General features: G+C 64.5%; 15 protein-coding genes. 5 read left to right on the forward strand and 10 right to left on the reverse strand.

The genetic code is table 11. The features are described 5' to 3' along the window. The first annotated feature begins 82 nt into the window (after nucleotides 1-82). Complete coding sequence (locus FB478_RS06150; protein ID WP_144599947.1) at nucleotides 83-4,168, forward strand: FtsK/SpoIIIE domain-containing protein; 4,086 nt, start codon at nucleotides 83-85, stop codon at nucleotides 4,166-4,168. A 60-nt stretch (nucleotides 4,169-4,228) separates the two neighbouring features. Here FB478_RS06150 and FB478_RS06155 read toward each other — a convergent pair whose 3' ends face one another. Then, complete coding sequence (locus FB478_RS06155; protein ID WP_144600056.1) at nucleotides 4,229-4,621, reverse strand: hypothetical protein; 393 nt, start codon at nucleotides 4,619-4,621, stop codon at nucleotides 4,229-4,231. Nucleotides 4,622-4,946: 325 nt separating this feature from the next. On the opposite strand from FB478_RS06155, the gene FB478_RS06160 reads away from it, so the two are divergent. Next, nucleotides 4,947-5,195, forward strand: coding sequence for a WhiB family transcriptional regulator (locus tag FB478_RS06160; protein ID WP_003804966.1), 249 nt, complete (start codon nucleotides 4,947-4,949; stop codon nucleotides 5,193-5,195). A 157-nt stretch (nucleotides 5,196-5,352) separates the two neighbouring features. Here the strand turns inward: FB478_RS06160 and FB478_RS06165 are convergent, their stop codons facing one another. From FB478_RS06165 to FB478_RS06180, 4 genes are read right to left on the reverse strand one after another with little or no spacing between them, the layout of a single operon-like run. Continuing rightward, on the reverse strand, nucleotides 5,353-6,819 hold the full coding sequence (locus tag FB478_RS06165; protein ID WP_018768501.1) for a sensor histidine kinase: 1,467 nt from the start codon (nucleotides 6,817-6,819) through the stop codon (nucleotides 5,353-5,355). A gap of 27 nt (nucleotides 6,820-6,846) precedes the next feature. Next, nucleotides 6,847-11,700 carry an NAD-glutamate dehydrogenase gene (locus FB478_RS06170; protein ID WP_144599949.1) on the reverse strand — a complete coding sequence of 1,618 codons (4,854 nt, stop codon included), beginning with the start codon at nucleotides 11,698-11,700 and terminating at the stop codon, nucleotides 6,847-6,849. 55 nt (nucleotides 11,701-11,755) lie between these two features. After that, nucleotides 11,756-13,060, reverse strand: coding sequence for a P-loop NTPase (locus FB478_RS06175; protein WP_144599951.1), 1,305 nt, complete (start codon nucleotides 13,058-13,060; stop codon nucleotides 11,756-11,758). Next, nucleotides 13,057-13,698: a hypothetical protein gene (locus FB478_RS06180; RefSeq protein WP_018768504.1), complete on the reverse strand. Its 642-nt coding sequence runs from the start codon at nucleotides 13,696-13,698 to the stop codon at nucleotides 13,057-13,059. Before FB478_RS06180 ends, FB478_RS06175 begins: the two co-directional genes overlap by 4 nt. Nucleotides 13,699-13,850: 152 nt before the next feature. Here FB478_RS06180 and FB478_RS06185 point away from each other — a divergent pair, with 152 nt between their 5' ends. Beyond that, on the forward strand, nucleotides 13,851-14,066 hold the full coding sequence (locus FB478_RS06185; protein ID WP_018768505.1) for a helix-turn-helix domain-containing protein: 216 nt from the start codon (nucleotides 13,851-13,853) through the stop codon (nucleotides 14,064-14,066). A gap of 5 nt (nucleotides 14,067-14,071) precedes the next feature. On the opposite strand, the gene FB478_RS06190 is transcribed toward FB478_RS06185, so the two are convergent. Beyond that, nucleotides 14,072-14,641, reverse strand: a complete 570-nt coding sequence (locus FB478_RS06190) for a hypothetical protein (RefSeq protein WP_018768506.1) — start codon at nucleotides 14,639-14,641, stop codon at nucleotides 14,072-14,074. A 139-nt stretch (nucleotides 14,642-14,780) separates the two neighbouring features. Between FB478_RS06190 and FB478_RS06195 the strand changes: the two genes are divergently transcribed. After that, on the forward strand, nucleotides 14,781-15,683 hold the full coding sequence (locus FB478_RS06195) for a LysM peptidoglycan-binding domain-containing protein (RefSeq protein WP_144599953.1): 903 nt from the start codon (nucleotides 14,781-14,783) through the stop codon (nucleotides 15,681-15,683). A 104-nt stretch (nucleotides 15,684-15,787) separates the two neighbouring features. Beyond that, nucleotides 15,788-16,291 (forward strand): Rv3235 family protein, encoded by a 504-nt coding sequence (locus FB478_RS06200; protein ID WP_144599955.1) that lies wholly within the window; start codon nucleotides 15,788-15,790, stop codon nucleotides 16,289-16,291. Between the two features lie 116 nt (nucleotides 16,292-16,407). Here FB478_RS06200 and secA read toward each other — a convergent pair whose 3' ends face one another. The 4 genes from secA to FB478_RS06220 all read right to left on the reverse strand — a co-directional run bounded on the left by secA (nucleotide 16,408) and on the right by FB478_RS06220 (nucleotide 22,332). Continuing rightward, a complete protein-coding gene (gene secA, locus FB478_RS06205; protein WP_018768509.1) occupies nucleotides 16,408-19,149 on the reverse strand; it encodes a preprotein translocase subunit SecA in 2,742 nt (913 codons plus the stop codon). Nucleotides 19,150-19,249: 100 nt separating this feature from the next. Continuing rightward, nucleotides 19,250-20,461, reverse strand: coding sequence for a winged helix-turn-helix domain-containing protein (locus FB478_RS06210; protein ID WP_144599956.1), 1,212 nt, complete (start codon nucleotides 20,459-20,461; stop codon nucleotides 19,250-19,252). 32 nt (nucleotides 20,462-20,493) lie between these two features. Further along, nucleotides 20,494-21,219, reverse strand: a complete 726-nt coding sequence (gene hpf / locus FB478_RS06215; RefSeq protein WP_144599958.1) for a ribosome hibernation-promoting factor, HPF/YfiA family — start codon at nucleotides 21,217-21,219, stop codon at nucleotides 20,494-20,496. Between the two features lie 144 nt (nucleotides 21,220-21,363). Then, the gene (locus FB478_RS06220) at nucleotides 21,364-22,332 is read right to left on the reverse strand and encodes a ComF family protein (RefSeq protein ID WP_144599960.1); all 969 of its coding nucleotides are present in this window, start codon (nucleotides 22,330-22,332) and stop codon (nucleotides 21,364-21,366) included. Nucleotides 22,333-22,377 lie beyond the last annotated feature (45 nt).

Genomic DNA, 22,377 nt, shown 5'->3' on the forward strand with positions numbered 1-22,377 from the left:
TTATCCACATAGGCGCAGAAGCCAATGCCCCGCACTGAGCCCGGTGGCTAGCGTGGATGCATGCACGAGGGACCAACTACCCATGACGCTTAATTGCACTCTGGTGGGCGGACCGGGATCACCGCGTCCCCAGCCACCCGTGGAACTGTCCATTGATGCACCGGCCGGCACGGCAGGGTACGTCATTCACGAACAGTTGGTCCGGAAGTACGGTGCGGGCTCAGTCAGAGTGGACGGGCAGGATCTGCGTTCCCTGGTCCTCGGCGTGCCGCCGCTCGTAGAGGCGGCAATCCTTGTCGACGGCGGCACCCCACCTTCGAGCAGGCGGCCACGGCGCCCGCCAATTGCCGATGCCGTCCCTCCCCTGGTCCTCGCCATCGACAGCGGAGCAGCAGCGGGAACCGTTGTGCCATTACGGCGTGGCACCTACACCATCGGTCGAAGCGGCACACGGATTGTCATCCCGGACCCGGAGTTGTCCCGTGAACATGCCAGTGTGGTGGTCACTGACACGGAGATCATATTGGTTGACCTGGACAGCGCCAACGGGACGTATGTCGACGGCCAAAGGATACGGAACACGGTTATCTCAACGGACTCAACCATCAGGTGCGGTCAATCGAACCTATCGCTGGTGTTTGCAGATGTGCCCCATAGAGTCCTCTCGGAAGCAGGAAAGTCGGTGGCGGAACCTATCGTGGTGTCCGGCCGCCCTGATCCAGGAAACCGCGCGGCACTCCTTCTGACCGCGATTCTCCCACTGGCACTTGGGGTACTGCTGGCCTTTCTCACCGGCATGTGGATGTTTCTGGCCTTTTCCGCGGTTTCGGTGTTTTCGGTCCTGGTGCCCGCGGTCAGCGGACGGCGGCACAGGCGGGACCTGTCCGCGGCCCTGAAGTCGGCTGTTGAAGATGACAGGGAACGCCGACGACGGTGCGCCCCTTCCCTGTCCATCGTTGCTCTTGCGGCCCGGCGGACTGAAGGGACGTCCAGCCCGGATTCACCCGGCGACGGGGTGTGGCTGCGGCTGGGACAGGCAGAACAGCCGGCCAATGTCAGGATCGAACCGCCCGGTGCTGCCGCGACCATCCCACGGGCAGGAATCGTCCCCGTCGTTCTGGACCCGGACGTCCCGCTCACCACGCTGGGCGGCCCGCGCTTTGCCACCGATGGCACCCTCCGCTCCCTTCTCATGCAACTTGCGGCATACCCGCGCACGGGCACGATGAATGTCGTCGTCCACGGGCTGCCGGAAGCCCTACCCCTCGCAGCCCGGTATCTCAGCAGAGTGACGCTCACTGCAACACTGCCCGCCGCCCTCAATGCAGTGGACGGCAGCGAGCAGCAGGGCTGCGGGCGGGGAGTCCTTTTGATCCGGGGGGATAACTCCGGAGCGGTGGTGGAAAAGTCGCTCCGGGAAGCAGCGCTCCAGCGGGGGTGGCAGGTTCTTCACTTCCTGCCCGAAGACGGCGATTGGCCTGCACCTGACGTCCTCCTGTCCGAGCGCGCATCAACCGTGGTGCAGAACCACCGCGGTACTGTGTTTGTCCCTGACCTGGTCCCGGACGAAGTCTTTACCGCTTTCTGCCGGCACCTCGCCGGTGCCCTGATTCGTGACAAGGAACAGGCCAAGACCGTTCCCGCTTCCTGCAGCCTTGACGAAGTCCTGCCACTGACGCTCGCGGCTACCGCAAGCAGATGGGACTGCAGCGCCCGAAACATCGGATTGCCCGTACCCTTGGGCGTTTGCAGGTCGGGAACGAAGACCTTCGACCTCCTGGCCGACGGTCCGCACCTCGTGGTGGCAGGCACCACAGGCTCAGGGAAGTCGGAACTGCTCCGGAGCATGGCCCTGGCGCTGGCCTTGTCCTATCCGCCGGACCGGGTCAACTTCTTCTTCATCGATTTCAAGGGCGGTTCAGGTCTTGGTCCGCTCAGCGGGCTCTTCCATTGCGTGGGACTGCAGACGGATCTTTCCGATTCCGAGATGGAGCGGACACTGACATCGCTTCGCGCCGAAGTGAGGCTGCGGGAGAGCTGCCTCGCCGCGGCCCGCGTCCCTGACGTCTCCACGTACCGCTCCGCACCGGCGGCCAAGGATTTTGTGCTCCCCCACCTCGTCATCGTCATCGATGAGTTCAGGATGCTGGTTGACGACGCGCCGGAAGTGCTTCGTGAGCTGCTGCGGATAGCATCGATCGGACGGTCACTGGGCATCCACTTGATCATGGCCACTCAGAGGCCGCAGGGAGCGTTGACAGCTGACATCCGTGCAAACGTCACCTCGAGCATTGCACTTCGCGTGCAGTCCGACATGGAATCTGTCGACATCGTCAATTCCAGGGACGCTTCGGCCATCAGTGTTAAGACCCCCGGCCGCGCCTTCCTGGCGCGCGGAACGGAGCCGGCCGAGGAGTTCCAGGCCGCGTCCCTGTCGTCAGTCTCCGATCGCAAACAGCCAAGTGCCGTTTCTGTCCAGCGGACAATGGACTATCTCGCCTGCCAGGCAGCCGAACCAGGCGACAGACGAGCCCCTGCACCCACCCCCGCACAGGCAGTGGAACCGCTGGCAGCCTTGGTGAGGAGCCTGTGCGCTGCCCAGCAGAGACCAGCACCGAGAAGGCCTGTCGCACCTCCACTGCCGACTGAACTGGAAAAGCCCGACCCGAACGCGCCATCCTCGGATTCGGGAACCGCTGACTCACTGGCCCTGGAACCCGTGGCTGTGGCGGGCCAGATCTGCCTCGGCCTGATGGATGTTCCCGAGCAACAAGAACTTCAGCCCCTTCTGTGGAGCCATGCCAAGCACGGTCACGCAGCCTTCATTGGCAGTCCAACTTCCGGGGCCGGATCGGCACTGGAATTAACTGTCCATGAACTAATGGCCAGTCCTGATGGAGCCCATTTCTATTTCCTGGACGCGGACGGGAGTCTTTGCCCGCTGGCAGGTGAAGCACGGGTGGGCGCCCACGCCGCCTTGCACGATCTGCGGCGTGGAGTGCGCATCCTGGAACGGCTCGTCCGTGAACTGGGGCAGCGGTTGAGTCAACCCGCCTCCAATCCGGAACCTCTCGTCCTCGTCATCATCGGCTGGGGATCCTGGGTTTCGGCATTCCGGTCCGGACCGCTGGCCTGGGCGGAAGATCTGGTTCTGGACCTCGTGCGCGACGGCGCCAGGGCAGGGATAACGCTCCTGGTCCATGGGGAGCGGGAGCTTGTCACCGCCAAGTTCTTTGGTGCACTTCCCAATCGTTTCTTTTTTCCAGCCTGCTCCACCGAGGAGAACCGCGCCCTGTGGCCGCGGATGCCTGCCGTCCCGGCCGTCAAGGGCAGGGCTGTAGCCTTCGGCCCTGTCTCGGGCGGCAACCCCGTTGCCTGCCAGTTCTACCGCACCCCCGATCTGCAGGCTGGCACAGGCCGGAGAGGCGCCGGATATCCGCCAGCCGCATCGACTCCATTCCGCATTGAACCCCTCCCGGCGAAAATCACGGTCCGGCAGGTCGCAGCGGTCATGTCGGCGGCGGGGACACCCCAACGAGCCCTGCGGTCCCCAGACCAGGACCCGCCTGGCGGTACGCACTGCTCCGAACTATCGGAACCGCCCCGCCGGCCACGCAACGTCCTCCTGGGTGTAGCCGGAGACGAACCCGCTCCAGCGTCCTTGCGGATGCCTGGCAGCGGAGTCACCGCCATTCTTGGCAACCCGGGAAGCGGCAAAAGCAATACCCTGCTCGCGCTGGCAGCACTCAACCCGGGACAGCAGTGGTGCACGTGTCCGGTACCGGCAGAAGGCGCAGAAGATTTTTGGCGGGACGTGCTTATGCAGGCGGAGAGCGGGGGGCTTTCGCGGGAGACCGTACTGCTGGTTGACGACGTTGATCTGCTGGCCCTTCCGGCGTTGAGGGCTTTGGAGCAGCTGGCCGCTTTGGGCCACTCACTGATGGTCACTGCTGCCTTCAGCCCAATGCTTTTCCAACGCGTTCCGCTGGTCATGAACGCAAGGGGCGCCGGCGCCGGACTTCTGCTGGGTCCACGTTCCCTGGCGGATGGCGACCTGTTTGGGATCAGGTTCGAAGTTGAGTCCAACGCTCCGCCGGGGCGTGGCGTCCTCATCTCCGGCGGGCGGTCCTGCCCCGTTCAGGTGGCCTGGGCGGGCGCGACAGGCTGAGCATGCCGGTGCCCGTCGAACGCCGTCCCGCGGAGAGGCGGCCAGGCCCCGCGCTGCAGGTCAAAGTGCGGGCGGAGCACTTCCGGTTCGGGAGGCATGGTTGATCACGTTGTTGGAGAAAAGGAGGACGATGGCGACAACAGCGGGTACCAGCATCGCCAACCCGGCAAGGACCAGGCCGCTGGTTATGGCGGGTACGCCTATGGTCAGGACGAACAGTTGGGCCACCAATGCGGCCGCCCGGGTCCAGCGATAGCCCCTGTACAAAAAGACGGACACGGCAAACAGCCACGTGGAGAAAGCAAGCAGGAGCCCCAAGGTGAAGACGGCACCCCAGAAGGACAGCACGGGGCTCCCGCTGAGCAGCTCGTAGGCGTACCACCCGGCGGCTGCCAGCAAAGCCGTCGCCTCTGCAGCAGAAACAATGGCCACCACCTTGGCCGCGGCCGGCACGGTTGCCGGACGATCGCCGGCCGAAGGGTCAGCACCGTCACGGGGCTCATCAGGAGAAGAGGGGGCGCCTGCTGGGTTTACCGGGGGTCTTGACACACTGGCACCCTACCGGACATAGTCGGACACTGGTGAGGGCGGGAGCCGACACTGTGATGCATCGCTCAGGTTTCAGCGGATATCAAGCGTTATTACCCCTTGTTTACACAGCGTTAACATGACAGGCTTGATGCAGATGACCAAGGGGGCCCTGAGGGCCCCTTTCCTTTGTAGCCACTAGTGAATAATTTCACAAAGGCATTTCCCAGAAATGGAGCAACTGATCAGCATGGATTGGCGTAACCGCGCAGCGTGCCTTGACAAGGACCCGGAACTGTTTTTCCCCGTTGGGAACACAGGACCTGCCCTCCTGCAGATCGAGGAAGCCAAGAGCGTCTGCCGCCGGTGCCCTGTCGTAGACACCTGCCTGCAGTGGGCCCTCGAGTCCGGCCAGGACGCCGGCGTATGGGGCGGCATGAGCGAAGACGAGCGCCGCGCGCTTAAACGGCGCGCCGCCCGCGCACGTCGCGCCTCCTAGGAAGGCACGGCACCGCAGGCCGGTCAGCATCGGGCCCAGCAACCGCAGAACAGAGGCCCCTGGACAATCCACATGGATCGTCCAGGGGCCTCTGTCTGTTCTACGGTGTCTGTATTACTCACCGTCCGGCCCTTGGATGTGGCCGGACCGGCACCCTCTACTTCCCGGCCAGGCTGAGCCGGATCTTGACCTCAGTCCCGCCGCCCTCGCGGCGCTCCCACGTGATGGTCCCGCCCAACTCGCTGGTGACAAGCGTGCGCACGATCTGAAGCCCGAGCCCCTCAACGTGCGGAGTCTGCGGAAGCCCCACCCCGTCATCGGCGATGGTCACAGTCAGTTCTTCGCCGTCGTCCCCTTCGGACCGGTCGGCAACAAGCCAGACTGTTCCTGCCCTTCCTTCAAGGCCATGCTCCACAGCGTTGGTCACCAGTTCGTTGATGACGAGGGCCAGCGGGGTGGCAAGATCGCTGGGAAGTTCACCGAAGGTCCCTGACCGTTCGGTCCGGACCTGCTGCGACGGGGAGGCCACCTCAGCAGACAGCCGGAACTGGCGCCCGATCAGTTCGTCGAAATCAACACTTTGCGTCAGGCCCTGCGACAATGTCTCGTGGACCAGCGCGATCGTGGCAACGCGCCGCATCGCCTGCTCCAGGCCCTGCTTCGCCTCATCGCTGACCATGCGCCTGGACTGCATCCGCAAGAGCGCAGCCACGGTCTGGAGATTGTTCTTGACCCGGTGGTGGATCTCCCGGATGGTGGCGTCCTTGGTCACCAGCTCCATTTCGCGTCGGCGCAACTCGGAGACGTCACGGCAGAGAACCAGGGCGCCGAACCGCTGCTGTTCGTCCCGGAGCGGAATGGCCCGCAGGGACAGGCTGACCCCGCGGGACTCGATCTCGCTGCGCCATGGCATGCGTCCGGTGACAACCAGCGGCAGGGTCTCATCGACCATGCGCCGGTCCTTGAGCAGGCCGGCGGTGACTTCGGCGAGCGAGCGCCCTTCCAGGGATTCGCCGTCACCCAGGCGCCGGAAGGCCGACACTCCGTTGGGACTGGCGTACTGGACCACGCCATCGGCATCCAGCCGGATGAGGCCGTCCCCTACGCGGGGCGCGCCCCGGCGGGAGCCGGTAGGTGAGGCGAAGTCGGGCCACAACCCAAGCGTGCCCATCCGCAGGAGGTCGTAGGCGCACTGGCGGTAGGTCAACTCCAGCCGTGACGGCATGCGTGAACTGGAGAGGTCCATATGGGTGGTGACTACCGCAAGGGTCCGGCCGTTGCGGACCATGGGGACGGCCTCCACCCGCAGCGCCATCTCGCTGTTCCAGTTCGTCTCGCTGGAGCGCTCAATGGACCGGGAGTTCCAGGCTTTGTCCACGAGCGGTTGCAGGTCTGACCGGATTCCCTCGCCGACAAAGTCGCTGTGGAACGCCGTGTGCGTGGTGGACGGGCGTACGTGCGCCAAAGCGATGTAGCCAAGCTCCGGGTGGGGGAACCAGAGCGCCAGGTCGGCGAACGCCAAGTCCGCGACCATCTGCCAGTCCCCCACCAGGAGGTGCAGCCATTCGGCATCGCCCGGCCCGAAATCAGCATGTTCCCTGATAGGGTCCGTAAAGATTGCCACTGCACCTCCATTTGCGACGCCGGATTGCTAGCGTCGGACGATTGACCTCAAGAGCCTCAATGCTACCGACAGCGAGGCCATGTCGTCGGCCTCGAGTGCATTCACCTCGTCGAACATGCTCTTTGCCCTGCCCAGCTGCTCGGCATTTTGTGCCTCCCAGTCCTTGAGCCGTGCATCGGGGGCGTCGGCGGCAGACGTAGCGTCCAGCACCGCCGTCGTCATGTCCGACACCGTTGAGTACAGATCGTCGCGCAGGGCAGCCCTTGCCAGCGCCTGCCACCGGTCCTGTCGGGGCAGGCTGCTGATCCGCTCCAGCAGCGAGTCGGCATGGAACCGGTTGAACACCGTGTAGTAGACGGCGGCGATCTGCTCCACCGGGTCTTTCCGGGTCCGGGCGATCTTTGCGATGTCCAGCAGCACGAAGCTCTCGAACAGTTCTGCCCAGCGCAGGGCAAGGCCTTCGGGCAGTTGCCACTCGCGGCCCTTCGCCAGCCATTCCGCCACCCGCTCGCGGTCGTCGCCGCGCAGGTAGTCCAGCAGCCGGGCCCGCATGGGATCCATGAGCGGCTTGAACTCGGCCACCACGTCGGCGATGGGGCGTGAAACGCTCTCCTGGCTCAGCAGCCACCGGACAGCCCGGTCCAGAAGCCGGCGGATGTCCAGGTGGACGGTGCTCCAGTGCTCCGTGGGGAACGAGGCAGGCAGGCTGTTCAGCTCGCCCACCATCGCATCCAGTTCGTACACCTCGCGCAGCGCCACGAATGCCTTGGCCACGGCCACTTCACTGGCCGAGGTTTCCTCCATGACGCGGAAGGCGAAGGTGATGCCGCCCAGGTTGATCATGTCGTTCGCCACCACGGTGGCGATAATCTCGCGGCGCAGGGGGTGGGTGTCCAGTTCCGCGTCGAAGCGTTCGCGCACCTGGTGCGGGAAGTAGGAACGCAGCGTCTGCCGGAACCACGGGTCATCGGCAAGGTCGCTGTCCCGCAGCGCCGAGGCAAGCTCGATCTTGGCGTAGGCGGCCAGCACCGAAAGCTCGGGAGAAGTCAGGCCCTGGCCTTGCTGCAGCCGGTCCCGGAGCATTGCCGTGCTGGGCAGCGCTTCCAGGTCGCGATTCAAGTCGGCGCTCTTCTCCAGCCAGTCCATGAGCCGCTCGTAGCTCGGGCTCCACTCCGCGACGCGGGTCCTGTCGTTCAGCAGCAGGATGTTCTGGTCGATGTTGTCTTCGAGGACCAGCCGGCCCACCTCATCGGTCATGGAGGCGAGGAAGTCGGCCCGCTCACCGGCCGGCAGTTTGCCAGCCGCAACCATCCGGTCAACGAAGATCTTGATGTTCACTTCGTGGTCCGAGCAGTCCACGCCGGCGGAGTTGTCGATCGCGTCCGTGTTGAGAATGACGCCCTGCAACGCTGCCTCGATACGTCCGCGCTGGGTCATGCCCAGGTTTCCGCCTTCACCCACCACCTTGACGCGCAGGTCCCGGCCGTTGACGCGGATGGCATCGTTGGCTTTGTCCCCCACGGATGCGTTGGATTCGGAACTCGCCTTGACGTAGGTACCGATACCGCCGTTGTAGAGAAGGTCGGCAGGCGCCAGCAGGATGGCACGCAGCAGCTCGGGAGGGCTGAGTTCAGTGGTGTCCGCCGGGAGCCCCAGCGCGGTCCGAACCTGCGTGGACACGGGAATGGACTTGGCCTGCCGGGCGAAGACCCCGCCGCCCTCACTGATCAGCGACTTGTCGTAGTCGTCCCACGAGGACCGGGGCAGCTCGAAAAGTCTCTGCCGCTCCGCAAACGAGGACTCCTCGTCCGGCTCCGGGTCCAGGAAGATGTGCCGGTGGTCGAAGGCAGCCAGAAGGCGGATGTGCCGGGACAGGAGCATCCCATTGCCAAACACGTCACCGGACATGTCCCCCACACCCACCACCGTGAACGGCTCGGTCTGGGTATCCAGGTCCAGCTCGCTGAAGTGCCGCTTGACCGATTCCCAGGCGCCGCGGGCCGTGATGCCCATGGCCTTGTGGTCGTACCCCACGGAGCCGCCGGAGGCGAAGGCGTCGCCAAGCCAGAAGCCGTACTCCGCGGAAAGGCTGTTGGCAATGTCTGAGAAAGTAGCCGTTCCCTTGTCCGCCGCGACCACCAGGTAGGAGTCGTCGTCGTCATGCCTGACAACGTTCGACGGCGGCACGAGCCGTTCGCCGCCGCCTTCCGTGAGAAGGTTGTCAGTTAGATCCAGCAGCCCACGGATGAACGTTTTGTAGCTTTCGACGCCCTCGGCCATCCAGGCGGCGCGGTCCGTGGCGGGATCGGGAAGCTGCTTGGCGAAGAAGCCGCCCTTGGCACCGGTTGGCACGATGACGGCGTTCTTGACCGTCTGCGCCTTCACCAGGCCCAGGACCTCCGTCCGGAAATCCTCCCGCCGGTCAGACCAGCGCAATCCGCCACGCGCCACCTTGCCGAACCGAAGATGCACACCCTCAACTCGTGGGGAGTAAACCCAAATTTCAAACATAGGCCGCGGGAAGGGCAGTCCTTCGATCCGCGCGGGATCCAGCTTGAAGCTCAGGTGCGGCTTGTCCTGGTAGAAGTTGGTGCGAAGCGTGGCCTCAATGAGGTTGACGAAGGTGCGCAGCACGCGGTCGGCGTCCAGCGTTGCCACCTTTTCGATGGATGCTGCCAGGTCCCGTCCCACGGAGGCCTGTGCCTCGGACCGGTCTCCGTCAGTCAAGGCCGGGTCAAAGCGGGCGGCAAAGAGCGCCGTGAGGCCCCTTGTCACGTTGGGGTTCGCGAGGAGCGTGTCCGCCATGAAGCCGAAGGAGCTGCTGTTGCCCATCTGGCGCATGTAACGGGCATAGGCGCGCAGTACGGTGATCTGCCGCCAGTGCAGGCCCTCCCTCAGCACCAGCCGGTCAAAGCTGTCCGATTCCGCAGCGCCCGTGACAGCCGCCCCGAAGGATTCCGCGAGAAGCTCTCCCGTTGACATCGGGTCCACGCCGGCCGGGTATTTCAAACCCAGGTCGTACAGGAAGAAGTCGCGGTGGTCTGCTGTTTCGATTTCAAACGGCCGTTCATCCAGGACCTCGAGTCCGAGATTATGGAAGTACGGCAAAATCTGGCTCAGGCTCTTGGGCTCCAGCATGTAGAGCTTGACCCTTGCATCCTCTTCCAGGGTGGCGCCGGCCCCTTCTGGAAGGTACACGTGGACGCCGGGCCTTTCCTGCCGCGCGCCGGTGCTCCGCTCCGCGGCGGCCCCGTACTTTTCGAAACGCGCAATGTCCTCAAGCGCGTCCTCTACTTCGTAGTCCACGCGGTAGCTGGCCGGGAATGCTTCGGCCCAGATAGCGGCGAGTTCCTTGGCTTCGGTCGCATCCCGCCCTTCACGCAGGACTTCCGCGATGCCTTCACTCCATGACCTTGCGGCCCGGACCAGCCGCTTTTCCAGCTCATCGCTGTTGACGTGGCTGACATCGGCATCCTTGGGCAGCCGAATACGGAAGAACAGCCTGGCGAGGGCGGACTCCGTCATACGGGCTTCGTAATCAATCGAGACCGCCTGGAACGTTTCCCGCAGTTCCTGTTCTATGCGAAGCCGGACGTTGGTGGTGTAACGGTCGCGCGGCAGGTAAACGACGGCGGACATGAACCGGCCGTAGATGTCCGGCCTCAGGAACAGGCGGGTACGCCGCCGTTCCTGCAGCTTCTGGATTCCCAGCGCGGTGGCGGCAAGGTCGGGAATTTCGATCTGGAAAAGTTCATCCCGGGGGTAGGTTTCGAGGATTCCCAGGAGGTCCTTGCCCGAGTGCGAGTCCGGCGGGAAACCCGCGCTCTGCAGCACGGCATCCACTTTCTCCCGGACAATGGGAATATCGCGGACGGAGCCGGCGTAGGCGCTGGTGGCGAAAAGACCGATGAAACGGCGCTCCCCGTTGACGTTGCCCGCGGCGTCGAAGCTTTTGATGCCGATGTAGTCCAGGTAGGCCGAGCGGTGGACGGTGGACCGTGAATTGGCCTTCGTGATGACCAGTGCACGCTTTTCGCGGGCCTTCTTACGGCCGGTATCAGTGAGGTGCTGGATGTGCGGGGAGTCGGCGGCCGCGCGCAGCAGCCCGAGGCCGCTGTCCTCGCGCAGTTCGAGGACGTCTTCGCCGTCCACGTTGAGAAGGTCGTACTCACGGTAGCCGAGGAACGTGAAGTTCCCTTCGTCAAGCCACCGCAGCAGGTCCTTGGCCTGCCGCAGTTCGGCAATCTGGGCGGGATTGGCCACCCGGTCCAGGCTTTCGGCGATTTCCAGGGCCTTTTGGCGCATTTTGGGCCAGTCTTCAACGGCGGCGCGCACATCTTTCAGCACGCGGGTCAGGCCGGCGAGCAGGGACGCCTTCACGTCGTCGGAGACGCGTTGGATTTCGACGGCGATCCACGACTCCATGTGCGACGCGTTCTCACCCTGCGCGATGAGGTGGGAGAGGTTTGGCATTGCCGCGGTATCCCCACTTGATATGCCCAAGTGCGCGGGGACCCTGTTGACCTTGACCAGCTCGCCCGTTTCCCGGTTCCTGGTGGCCACGAAAAGCGGGTGGACCACAAGCTTGATGGCGGCGTGCTGCCGGACCAGTTCTGAGTTCACTGAGTCGACAAGAAACGGCATGTCGTCGGTGACGACAAAGATGACGCTGCTGTCCTCTTCGTCGATGATCGAGATCTTCGCCTGCCCGGGCTGCCGTACTGATGCTGTCCGGCGGTGTTCCTCGGCCCGGGACTCCAGTACGTCGCGGGGGTAGCTTCGGGCATCCTCCTCAGCCAGGTGCTGGTAGTAGTCCCCCATGAAGCCTTCAAGGCTTTCAATGGAGAGGGGCTGATCCTCCACACTGGATCCAGACGACATCGACAACGCCTCCATCAGAGATTCTCGCCGCACCTTTGCAGCTCTTATGGCGAGCCTAGTCCTTTGCCCTTCGCCGCGGTGTGGAAGAAAATACAGATGATTTGGACTTTCGCTGGTCGGGTGCACAAACCAGTTCCCGGATAGCGCGCCGGAGGGTCGATTCGGGCGACGCTTCGATCAGCAGTGATCCCGCCAGGAGTGCGGCGTCGGCGGCGACAGGGTCGTAAGGCAGGAATGCCTTGAGGCTGGACGCGGGGCCGTACCGTTCCCACGCATCCCGCAGTTGGCGCTCGGGGGCCCTTCCCACGGACGACGAACGCACCTTGTTCATTACGACCGTGGGCGATGCCTGCGGGACTGCGCCCTCCAGCTCGGCAAGTGCACGGACCAGCCGTGGAACACCCACGGGATCAGCAGCGCCGACGGCATACACAGTGTCCGCCAGTTCCAGCGGACGCAGTGTCGCCGCGTTCCGTCGAGGCGCCGTGGTGTCAAAGCTCAGTTCCTCATCCGCCTCAAGGCAAAACCCGGTGTCCACCACCACAACATCGGCAATCTGCCGGGCCCGCTCAAGGACCAGTCCCAGGGCAGGGGCGCGGAGTTCCGTCCACCGATCGGCCCGGGTTATGCCGGTCAGCACCCGGAACGTCCCGGCCGTGGTGGCGACCGTGGCGGCCACCTTCCGCAGTGCCTCGGCGTCCAGCAGGCCCTGGTCTGCAAGCCTGCACGCCTGGGCAAGCCCGGCTGACTCATCCAGGAGTCCCAGCACTGCCGCCACGCTGGCGCCGTACGTGTCGGCGTCGACCAGCAGGACTGACCGGCCGTCGGCGGCCATCTCACCGGCGATGTTCACAGCAACCGTTGTACGTCCCGGAGATCCGGCGGGACCCCAAACAACGATCAGCTGCCCGGCCCCGCGCCCCTCCTCGTCCACCGCCGGCACAACGGGATCCGTTGCCAGTGCAGCAGCGGTATCGGCGGGCGCGCTGAGGTTCGCCGGACGAAGCGCGCCGGTCAGCTGGGCGACGGCGTCCGCGATCCTTTCCGAAAGCTCCGCGGACTCAACGCCCGACAGCGCCGAAGCGACACCTATCGTGCGGAGTCTGGCTGCCTCCTCCGCGTTATCGGTCAGCGCGACGATCGCCACGCCAACAGCTCCAAGACGGTCAACCAGGGACGCGGTCAGCCCCTCTGAACCCTCTGCCACGACTGCCGCCCTCGCCAGCCCGCTCTGGCAGGCAGCAAGCAGTTCGGGAAGTTCAGCGCACCTGCGAACCACCGTGACCGGGCCGTGGAGTCTTTCGAGCCCGCCCACCAGGTCCTCGCGGCTCTGGCCGACGGTGACAACGGGAATGTTCATCGGGCGCCGCCCGGATTCCACACCACGGAGATCTTGGCCTCGTTTGCCTGGGCCCCCAGCAACGCAGGCATCTGCTTGTCCTCCACCAGGACCATCAGCACAGTGGTCTTTGACGATCCAAGAGCGGTGGATCCCGTGGAGACCTCTGCAATTTCCGCTCCGGGAAGGATCAGCCTGGGCTCGCTGAATCCATTCTTCGCATCCGGCTGTGCCACCCAGACGTCCACGCGGGCACCGGCAACTGCCTGTGACGGCAAGGTCTGCTCAACGCTGAGGGCGACGGGCTTCCGGTCCAGCCGATCCACCGTGCCGAGGCTTGCCCTGGGAACCAGTTGGTCTTTTGCGATTCTTTGCAACGCGACCACGTCCTGGGGCAGGCCGGCCTCGACAGTGATGTAGTGCTGTTCGGCATCGCCCAGCCGGACCTTGGCGCGGACTACATTGTCGGGCGTCAGGCGCTCACCAACGGCTATGCCGTCCCGTGCGGCGTAGACCTCGGTGGTGCGGTCTGCACTTCCGACAAGGAAGACGACTCCGGCGACGGACACCAGGACCAGGAGAACGCCAACCAGCAGCCGGGGGTCCTTCCACGATGGACGCTTAAGCCGCGCTGCAGTTGCACTTGAATCAGGAACCATACCGTTCTCCCCCCAGGTATACCGAACCTGTCCGCTCTGGCCGGACTCCTCATTGTTACCGCATGGCCCGGTGAACAAAAGTCATTTGTCTAAATGGCGCCAATCTGTGGATAACAGCCACAAAATGAGCCACTTGATGGCAAAATGGATACATGCCCAGGTTCCTCACACTCGCCGACGTCGCGGAGCAGCTCCAGATCAATTCCCCTGCCGCCTACGCCCTGGTCCGCAGCGGTGAGCTGAAGGCTATCCAGGTGGGTGGCCGCGGGCAATGGCGGGTCGAAGAGAAGATGCTGGAGCAGTACATCGAGGAACGCTACGCCGAGGCCAGCCGCATGATCCAGGAATCGCGCTCGAAGTCCGTCTGACGCCGCTAGCTCCCCCCGGGTTTGTATGACCTGATCATGGCCAGGGCCGTGAAAGGTATTGCTGAAACCTGGCCTACACTGTGACCCCTCCGGGGCTCCCCGGTATTGACCATGGCCAGGTCGATGTAGTCCCTGCCAACACGGTCGATCACGCCTGCCAGCCTGCTGGTCCCGGCTCCACCACCAATCGTTACCGAGAGCTCCGCCCGGTCGCGCGCCAGGCCACGCAGGGCATGCGCCAATCCGATCGACCGGCGGACCGGTGAAGTCTCCGCCAATGCGTGCCTGCCCAGGCCAACGTAGCGTGCCGCCGCCGCATAGGGGATGAGCACCTGGTGCTGGCCTTCATCCAGGACCAGTGCATCCGCTCCAGCATGCGTCAGTTCCCCGTGCACCGTTTCGCCGCAAATGAGCTGAACACCGATCCGGTACCCAACAGCGGCGCGCAACCTGCCTTCAAGGGGCAGGCTCACCATTTCTGCCCGCGCGCGCTCGTTGACCTCACTGTCCAGCGCCAGCCGCTCAGCCTCCGCAAGCTGGCTTTCCATGTCATTGAAGAGTGCATCCCAGCGCATTCCGCCAGCGTAGGGTCCCCCTGTCCGGCCCGTCAATGCGCCGTCTTTTTCATTCCAACGTATGGACAAATACTTTGATCGCGGTCCAAACTGATTCAAACATCAATAAACAGCATCAACCGCTATCAAAGGAGTACTAATGGGCCGGGGAGACAGAATCCAATGGTCGGATGCCTGCATGGTCCTGGCCCTGTTAGTACTCGGCATTCTGCTCTGCTTCCTCGGAACGGGCCTGTTGTCCCAGTGGCAGGAATCCATGGCCCGGCACCAGGGCGAATCCGTGGACCTCCTCCTGGGTGGGACCACAGCGGCCACCGGCATTGGCCTTCTCCTCTGGTGGGGTGTCTCGATCCTGACCGCCGGGGCATCCGTTCTGCTGGAACGCCTGGGACGACGGCGGGCCGCAGCGGCCGCGCGGAGGCTCTCGCCCGCTTTCATGCGGAGGGCAGTTGTCGCGGCACTCTCAATACAACTTGCGTCAGGTGTCGCCGCACATGCGGCGGTCCTAAGCGCTCCCGGGCCCGAGTGGACGCCTACACAGGCACACGTGGCGTCGTCGGCTCCGTCAGACCCGGCGGCTCCCCAAGATGGTCCGCTGCCCACGGTCAGCGACAGCCCGGGCGGTGTGCGCGTTAAAAACCCGCCTCTCCCTGTTGCAGCAGCGCCAACCGGCCGGGAAGGGCCGTCGCCGGCATGGAATTCCATGACACCGCCCACCGTCACTCCGATCGACCCCGGTTGGCAGCCCGCTCCCCCTGTGGTGGAGCCCGGCCTGCTGGCCGGACCGGAAACCAGGACCGCGCCGGAGTGGGGCGGCAGTGGCCCTGGTGCCAATGGCAGGGGTGGCCCGGCAAAGGCAGTGACGGTCCTCGCGGGCGACACGCTGTGGGACATCGTAGCCACCCATTTGGGTCCGGAGGCATCGGATGTGGACATCGCTCTTGAATGGCCGCGCTGGTACGCCGCGAACCGTGCACTGATCGGTGGAAGCCCGGATGTCCTGCTTCCAGGCCAGATACTCCAGGCGCCGGCAGCGTCGTAGCCGCTGTCAGTGACCCACTCGCACCAATAACCGGTCAAAGCACCAACATCACGTCGAACCAGAAGCAAGCCTAATCACCAGTCACACCAACCAAGGGGAATGCCATGACCGCAGTGACACCTATCCGGGCCGTTGAAGGTCCGGCCACCGAGTCCAGGCAGGGAGGGGCCGGACCCGCAAAGCCGCTGCCTGTGTCGACGCCAACCCGCTCCGGCCAATCCACCGGGGCAACCCCTCCATCGCTGCGGCCAGTTAGCGAGGCTGCGGAGGTCAGGGCCATTACCCGCGGGACAGTTCAGGCTTCCATGGAGGTCCTGGCCGGAATCCGCCCCATCCAGCAGTTGGCGCGGCGCCTGGACCCGCGCTGCCTGGCATCGCTGCAGCACCGGGCAGCGCTGATCAGGCGCGAGCTCACCAGGACCGGCAATCCTGCATTGGCCCGGCTCCACCGGAATTCAACAGTCCGCTCCGTGCGGGTCTGTGAAGTGGCCGACGGAATCTACGAGGCCAGTGCTGTAGTGGTGGATGATGTGCGGGCCCGTGCCGTAGCTGTCCGGCTTGAGCGCAGCAAGCAGGTGTGGCGGGTTGTTGAACTTGTCATCGGCTGACCCGTCGAAATACCTGGGGCGTGCGGTGGTACGGAACAGGCGACGCGCAAACAGGGCAGGGACGCGTCCGTCCCTGCCCTGTTTGCCGCCGCCGGCGGGTACCTGCAGCTGTCCTGCTAGCGCTTCTTCTTTTTCGCGGGGCGTTTGGCTGCATCCTGGGCAGCTGCCTTGGCAGGATTGCCGGAGCGACCGCTTCCGGCGCGCGTTTCCACGCGTGTCTGGGTTCCTCCACTTTCCGAGGGAGCCGTGTACTGCAGCTGCGCAGGCTTCTCGGGGGCTTCGAGGCCGGCGGCGTGAACCTGGGGGTCAACGTGCTCGGTATGCCCGCCGGCGGCATCCTGTACTACTACATCCTGGGCGGGGGTTACTTCCACCTCAAGGTTGTAGAGGAATCCAACGCTTTCCTCGCGGATGGCTTCCATCATGCTTTGGAACATGGCGAAGCCCTCGCGCTGGTACTCCACCAGCGGATCGCGCTGTGCCATGGCGCGCAGGCCAATCCCTTCCTTCAGGTAGTCCATCTCGTAGAGGTGTTCCTGCCATTTGCGTCCGATGACGGACAGGACCACCCTGCGCTCGAGCTCGCGCATGCTTTCGGAGCCGATGACCTCCTCGCGGGCCTGGTACACCAGGCGGGCGTCAGAGAGGATTTCCTCCTTCAGCAGCTCCACGGTGACCCTGGACTTGCCCCCGGCTTCCTCGATGATGTCTTCCGCCGAAACGCTGACCGGGTAGAGCGTCTTGAGGTTGGTCCACAGCTGGTGGAAGTCCCAGTCGTCACCGTTCCCCTCCGCCGTTGCGGCGTCGATCAGCGCCGTAATGGTGTCTTCGATGAAGAACTGCACCTTCTCGTGCAGGTCATCGCCCTCAAGGATGCGCCGGCGGTCGCTGTAAATCGCTTCGCGCTGACGGTTCAGGACGTCGTCGTACTTCAGCACGTTCTTGCGCTGCTCGGCGTTCCGGCCTTCCACCTGGCCCTGCGCGGACGCGATGGCACGCGAGACAAGCTTGGATTCGAGCGCGACGTCGTCCGGGACCGAGCTGTTCATCAGACGTTCCGCGGCTCCCGAGTTGAAGAGCCGCATAAGGTCGTCTGTCAGCGAGAGGTAGAACCGGGATTCCCCGGGATCGCCCTGGCGGCCGGAACGGCCGCGGAGCTGGTTGTCGATGCGGCGTGACTCATGGCGCTCGGTGCCCAGGACATAGAGACCGCCGAGGTCCAGGACTTCCTCGTGTTCGTCCTTCACGGACTGCTTGGCAGCTTCAAGTGCCGCAGGCCAGGCTGCCTCGTATTCTTCCGAGTTCTCCTCGGGGTCCAGCCCGCGCTTGGCAAGCTCGGCCACGGCGGTGAACTCCGCGTTGCCGCCGAGCATGATGTCGGTGCCGCGGCCGGCCATGTTGGTGGCCACGGTGACTGCGCCCTTCCGGCCCGCCTGGGCGACAATGGCGGCTTCGCGGGCGTGGTTCTTGGCGTTCAGGACTTCGTGCCGGATGCCTTCCTTGGCGAGCAGCTTGGACAGGTACTCGCTCTTCTCCACGCTGGTGGTGCCCACGAGGACAGGCTGGCCTTTTTCGTGGCGTTCGGCGATGTCCCGCACTACGGCGTCGAACTTGACAACCTCATTCTTGAACACGAGGTCCGGCTGGTCTATCCGCTGCATGTCCCGGTTGGTGGGGATGGCCACCACGCCGAGCTTGTAGGTGCTCATGAACTCGGCCGCCTCAGTCTCGGCGGTGCCGGTCATGCCGGAAAGCTTGTCATACATGCGGAAGTAGTTCTGCAGGGTGACTGTGGCCAGGGTCTGGTTTTCCGCTTTGATCTCGACGCCTTCCTTGGCCTCGATCGCCTGGTGCATGCCTTCGTTGTAGCGTCGCCCGGCCAGGATGCGGCCGGTGTGCTCGTCAACGATCAGGACTTCGCCGTCCAGGATGACGTAGTCCTTGTCCCGTTTGAACAGTTCCTTGGCCTTGATGGCGTTATTCAGGAACCCGATCAGCGGGGTGTTTGCGGATTCGTACAGGTTGGAGATGCCAAGGTAGTCCTCGACCTTTTCGATTCCGCTCTCCAGGACGCCGACGGTGCGCTTCTTTTCATCGACTTCGTAGTCTTTGTCCGGCTGCAGCCGGAGCACCACTTTGGCGAACTCGCTGTACCAGCGGTTGGTGTCCCCCTGGGCAGGGCCGGAGATGATGAGCGGCGTACGCGCTTCATCGATAAGGATGGAGTCGACTTCGTCGACGATGGCGAAGTTGTGGCCGCGCTGGACCAGTTCGTTCCGGTCCCAGGCCATGTTGTCGCGCAGGTAGTCGAACCCGAACTCGTTGTTGGTTCCATAGGTGATGTCCGCGGCGTACTGCTGGCGGCGCACGGCAGGATCCTGGTTGGCGAGGATGACGCCGCTGGTGAGGCCGAGGAAGCGGTAGACACGGCCCATGAGTTCGGACTGGTATTCGGCCAGGTAATCGTTGACGGTGACCACGTGGACACCCTTGCCGGTGAGGGCGTTCAGGTAGGCGGGAGCGGTCGCCACCAGGGTCTTGCCTTCACCGGTTTTCATTTCAGCGATGTTCCCCAAATGCAGGGCAGCGCCGCCCATCAGTTGGACATCGAAGTGGCGCATCCCCAGGGTCCGCGAGGACGCTTCGCGCACGGCGGCAAAAGCCTCCGGAAGCAGGTCTTCGAGCTTTTCACCGTCCTGGTGGCGTTCGCGGAGACGGTCAGTCTCCTCACGCAACTCTGCGTCGGTAAAGGTCTTGAATGAGTCTTCGAGGGCGTTGATGGAATCGGCATAGTTCCGCAGCTGCCGGAGTGTTTTCTTGTCACCCGTGCGGAGAATTTTTTCGATAAGTGATGCCACGTGAAGATGCTCCCAGTCTGATGCCGCCGAATTCTGGCGTGTTCAGTCTACGGGAGAGACACGCGGCCGGTGCCCCCTTTTCCCTGAGAGCGGATACTCCTTACAGCCGTGCCAGCTCATGGGCAAGCCTTGCAGCGAGGTCTCCTGCCGGCCCCACTTCCACATCCGGCAGGCCAAGCCACTGGCTCATCAGCCTCAGCTCGGCAGCGAGTTCGACGGCGGTGTCCGCGGGTTCGTCCGGCTCGGCAAAGGCGGCTCTCACCAGCAGACGGCCGCCCGACCGGTCCGCCTTCAAGTCGACCCTGGCCACCATCCTGTCGCGCAGCAGGAACGGCAGGACGTAATAGCCGTAGCGCCGTTTGGGCTCCGGGGTGTAGATCTCGATCCGGTAATGGAAGCCGAACAGTTCCAGCAGGCGCCGGCGTTCAAAGACCATGGAATCAAACGGGCTCAACAGGGCCCGGCCGGTGGCACGCCGCGGCAGTACAGCCTCGACATGCCGGAACACGTCCCTCCCCCACCCCGGCACGTTGACCGGTTCCAGCCTGCCCTGCTCCACCAAGTGCGCCACGGCGAGCGCCGTTGCCTTGACGGGCGTCCGGAAGTAGTCGGCGAAGCAGCGGATGCTTCCGATCCCGTGCGCCCGGGCCGCCGCTTCGGTCAGCCGGCGGAGCGCAGCTGTTGGGTCGACTTCCCCTCCTGCTTCGGCAGGGCGTGGGAGGACTTTGGCTGTCAGCGTGTATCTGCGCTCGAATTGCCCGGTCCTCGAGGCTGCCGATACCAGCCCTTCTTCGAAGAGGTGTTCAAGGACCCGTTTCACCGCGTTCCAGTTCCACCCCCAGTCGACTGTCTGTTTTTCCTCAACGTGGCCAATCCGGGCGGTCAGTTCGGAGGCCGTCATGGGCCGGGACCTGGCCAGGACCGCCAGGATCCGGTCTGCGACGTCGTTGCGGAGCCCGGGATCCAGCCGGGAGGCGCCCACCCAGGAGCGCTTTTGCCACAGCAGCAGATCCTGGTAATGCTCCGGCCGGATGTAGCTCGCTTCGTGTGCCCAGTACTCCAGCATCCGGCGGGGGTGGCTGGCAGACATGCGCTGCAGGATGTCCCGGTCATAGTTGCCAAGGCGGGAATAGAAGGGCAGGAAATGGCTGCGGACCAGGACGTTCACGGAGTCGATCTGGACGAGCTGGAGGCGGGCAAAAGTACGGCCCACCGCCCGTGCTGTCACGGGGCCGGTGGGCCGTACTTTATGGAGTCCCTGCGCTGCCAATGCGATCCGCCGTGCCTGGTGAAGGCTCAGCGTTGCTGACAATTCAGTCCTCTCTGCTGGTGGTTTGGTCCACCCTAAGCGTTGGCGGCGGCGTCGTCGGAGCGGTAGGCAAGAATCTTTTCCTCCACCACGGTGTCTCCCGGCTCGCATTCATGGTCCAGCGTAATGACCCCATAGGTCCAGCCACGGCGGCGGTACACGACGGAGGGCGTGTTGGTCGCTTTGTCCACGAAGAGATAGAAGTCGTGGCCCACAAGCTCCATATTGTCTACGGCGTCGTCGAGGGAGAGTGATGCGGCGGGAAAGACCTTGCGCCGGATCAGCACCGGTGAGTTTCCGGCCGGGATGTCGTTGTCAACATCGTACGGCGATTTGTCTTCGGGGGCTGTCACCGCTTCATTCCGGTGGTTGGCCTCAAGATACAGCGGTTCATGGGCACTGGCGGGCTCGAGTGAGGCGGTGGCCTCACGGACAGCCTTGGGAGTGTGGCGGCCGTGGTGGACCTTCTTGCGGTCCTTGGCCCGCCGGAGCCGCTCAAGCAGTTTGTTGTAGGCGAGGTCAAAGGCGGCAAACTTGTCTGCGGCGCTTGCTTCGGCACGGATTACGGGTCCGCGGCCCAGGACTGTCACCTCGACGGTCAGCTGGTCGCCGGTCTGCCGGGCATTGGTCTCCTTGGAGACTTTCGCGTCGACCCGCTGGACTTTGTCGCCCAGCGATTCAATTTTCGCGATCTTTTCCCCGGCATACTCGCGGAACCGGTCTGAAACTGTCAGATTTCGTCCGCTGATCATAAACTCCATGGTGCCCTCCAAATGACTTCGGTGACACGACGGCGGCGCTTCCCTGGGCCGGGCTGTGTGACAGTCGAGCCCCTCTCCGAGCCGCCATCGAAAGGTACATTCTGTTCTTGGTACCCACCTCAGACGTTAGTTCATAGCCACCCGTTATTCATCCTTTCCCGGTTTATTTTTTTCTAAGTCATGCGGGCTTTCACGCGGCGCGGCGGCCCGGCAGCCCGGCTGCTGGGTATCGGGCGGGCGTGTCGCGGCAAGCACGACGGCGCCCCTCACCACAGCGCCGGCCAGGTGCAGTGCGCGGGCTGCTTCGCCCACCGTGGCACCGGTTGTGAGGACGTCATCAACGATGATGCAGGGGCGCCCTGCCACCTTTGCCCGGGCCCCGGGCTTGACCCGCATGGACCCCCGGACGCGCTGGGAACGGGCTCCCCTCCCCAGGCCTTTTTGGCCGGCCACACCTCTTCCGCTGCCGGATCCGCGGGTGCCGGGGAGGACGGGGCCAGGCCTTGGAGTCTTGCCCAGCACATCCGCGACGTCGAGCCCTGGATGCTGCCGTGCCGCCGACTTCAGGATCAGGTGGACCGGGCTGAAGCCCCGGCTGACGTAGGCCGGCGTGCTGGTGGGCACGGGGACCAGGAGGCATCGGCTGGGGCCAGGGACGGCGGCCCTGACTGCACCTGCGAGCGCCCGGCCAAGGCTTCTGCCAAGCTGAGGCTGGCCGTGCCGTTTGAACGACAGCAGTCCCTGCGCCAGCTCGTCCCGGTACACCCCCGCTGCCACGACGGGAAGCACGACGGAGCCGGCGACATCCATAAGGGCCGGAGCTCCGCTTTCGGCCCGGAATGGCTGCCTGGTCAGCTGGCGGATGCGGCTGGCACAGGATGGGCACAGGGTGCTGTCTTCGGCCCCGCAGCAGACACAGTCCACAGGGACGGCCAGGGCGAGCAGATCCGCCACGGCGCCGGCCAGCCAGTCGGCAAGGCGAAGGAGGGCGGCCGCGTGTTCACCCCGGTGCAGCGCCGCCCATGGCGGGGGCGGTTGAAGGTCCGGATCCACCCTCCGGGTCCCCCGGTGGCCGGAACCGGCCGCGCCGTTCCTGCGGATGAGCCGTTTCATGGTTCCACTGTCGCCTGAAGCCCAGTCACAGTTGGAGGGCCAGCC

Origin of the sequence: Arthrobacter sp. AG367, assembly GCF_007828995.1 — a bacterium.
Classification (GTDB): domain Bacteria; phylum Actinomycetota; class Actinomycetes; order Actinomycetales; family Micrococcaceae; genus Arthrobacter.

Coding starts and splice junctions, on each gene's coding strand:
- FB478_RS06150 (WP_144599947.1), top strand. CDS start 83: ATGACGCTTAATTGCACTCTGGTGGGCGGACCGGGATCACCGCGTCCC.
- FB478_RS06160 (WP_003804966.1), top strand. CDS start 4,947: ATGGATTGGCGTAACCGCGCAGCGTGCCTTGACAAGGACCCGGAACTG.
- FB478_RS06170 (WP_144599949.1), bottom strand. CDS start 11,700: ATGTCGTCTGGATCCAGTGTGGAGGATCAGCCCCTCTCCATTGAAAGC.
- FB478_RS06175 (WP_144599951.1), bottom strand. CDS start 13,060: ATGAACATTCCCGTTGTCACCGTCGGCCAGAGCCGCGAGGACCTGGTG.
- FB478_RS06180 (WP_018768504.1), bottom strand. CDS start 13,698: ATGGTTCCTGATTCAAGTGCAACTGCAGCGCGGCTTAAGCGTCCATCG.
- FB478_RS06185 (WP_018768505.1), top strand. CDS start 13,851: ATGCCCAGGTTCCTCACACTCGCCGACGTCGCGGAGCAGCTCCAGATC.
- FB478_RS06190 (WP_018768506.1), bottom strand. CDS start 14,641: ATGCGCTGGGATGCACTCTTCAATGACATGGAAAGCCAGCTTGCGGAG.
- FB478_RS06195 (WP_144599953.1), top strand. CDS start 14,781: ATGGGCCGGGGAGACAGAATCCAATGGTCGGATGCCTGCATGGTCCTG.
- FB478_RS06200 (WP_144599955.1), top strand. CDS start 15,788: ATGACCGCAGTGACACCTATCCGGGCCGTTGAAGGTCCGGCCACCGAG.
- hpf (WP_144599958.1), bottom strand. CDS start 21,219: ATGGAGTTTATGATCAGCGGACGAAATCTGACAGTTTCAGACCGGTTC.
- FB478_RS06220 (WP_144599960.1), bottom strand. CDS start 22,332: ATGAAACGGCTCATCCGCAGGAACGGCGCGGCCGGTTCCGGCCACCGG.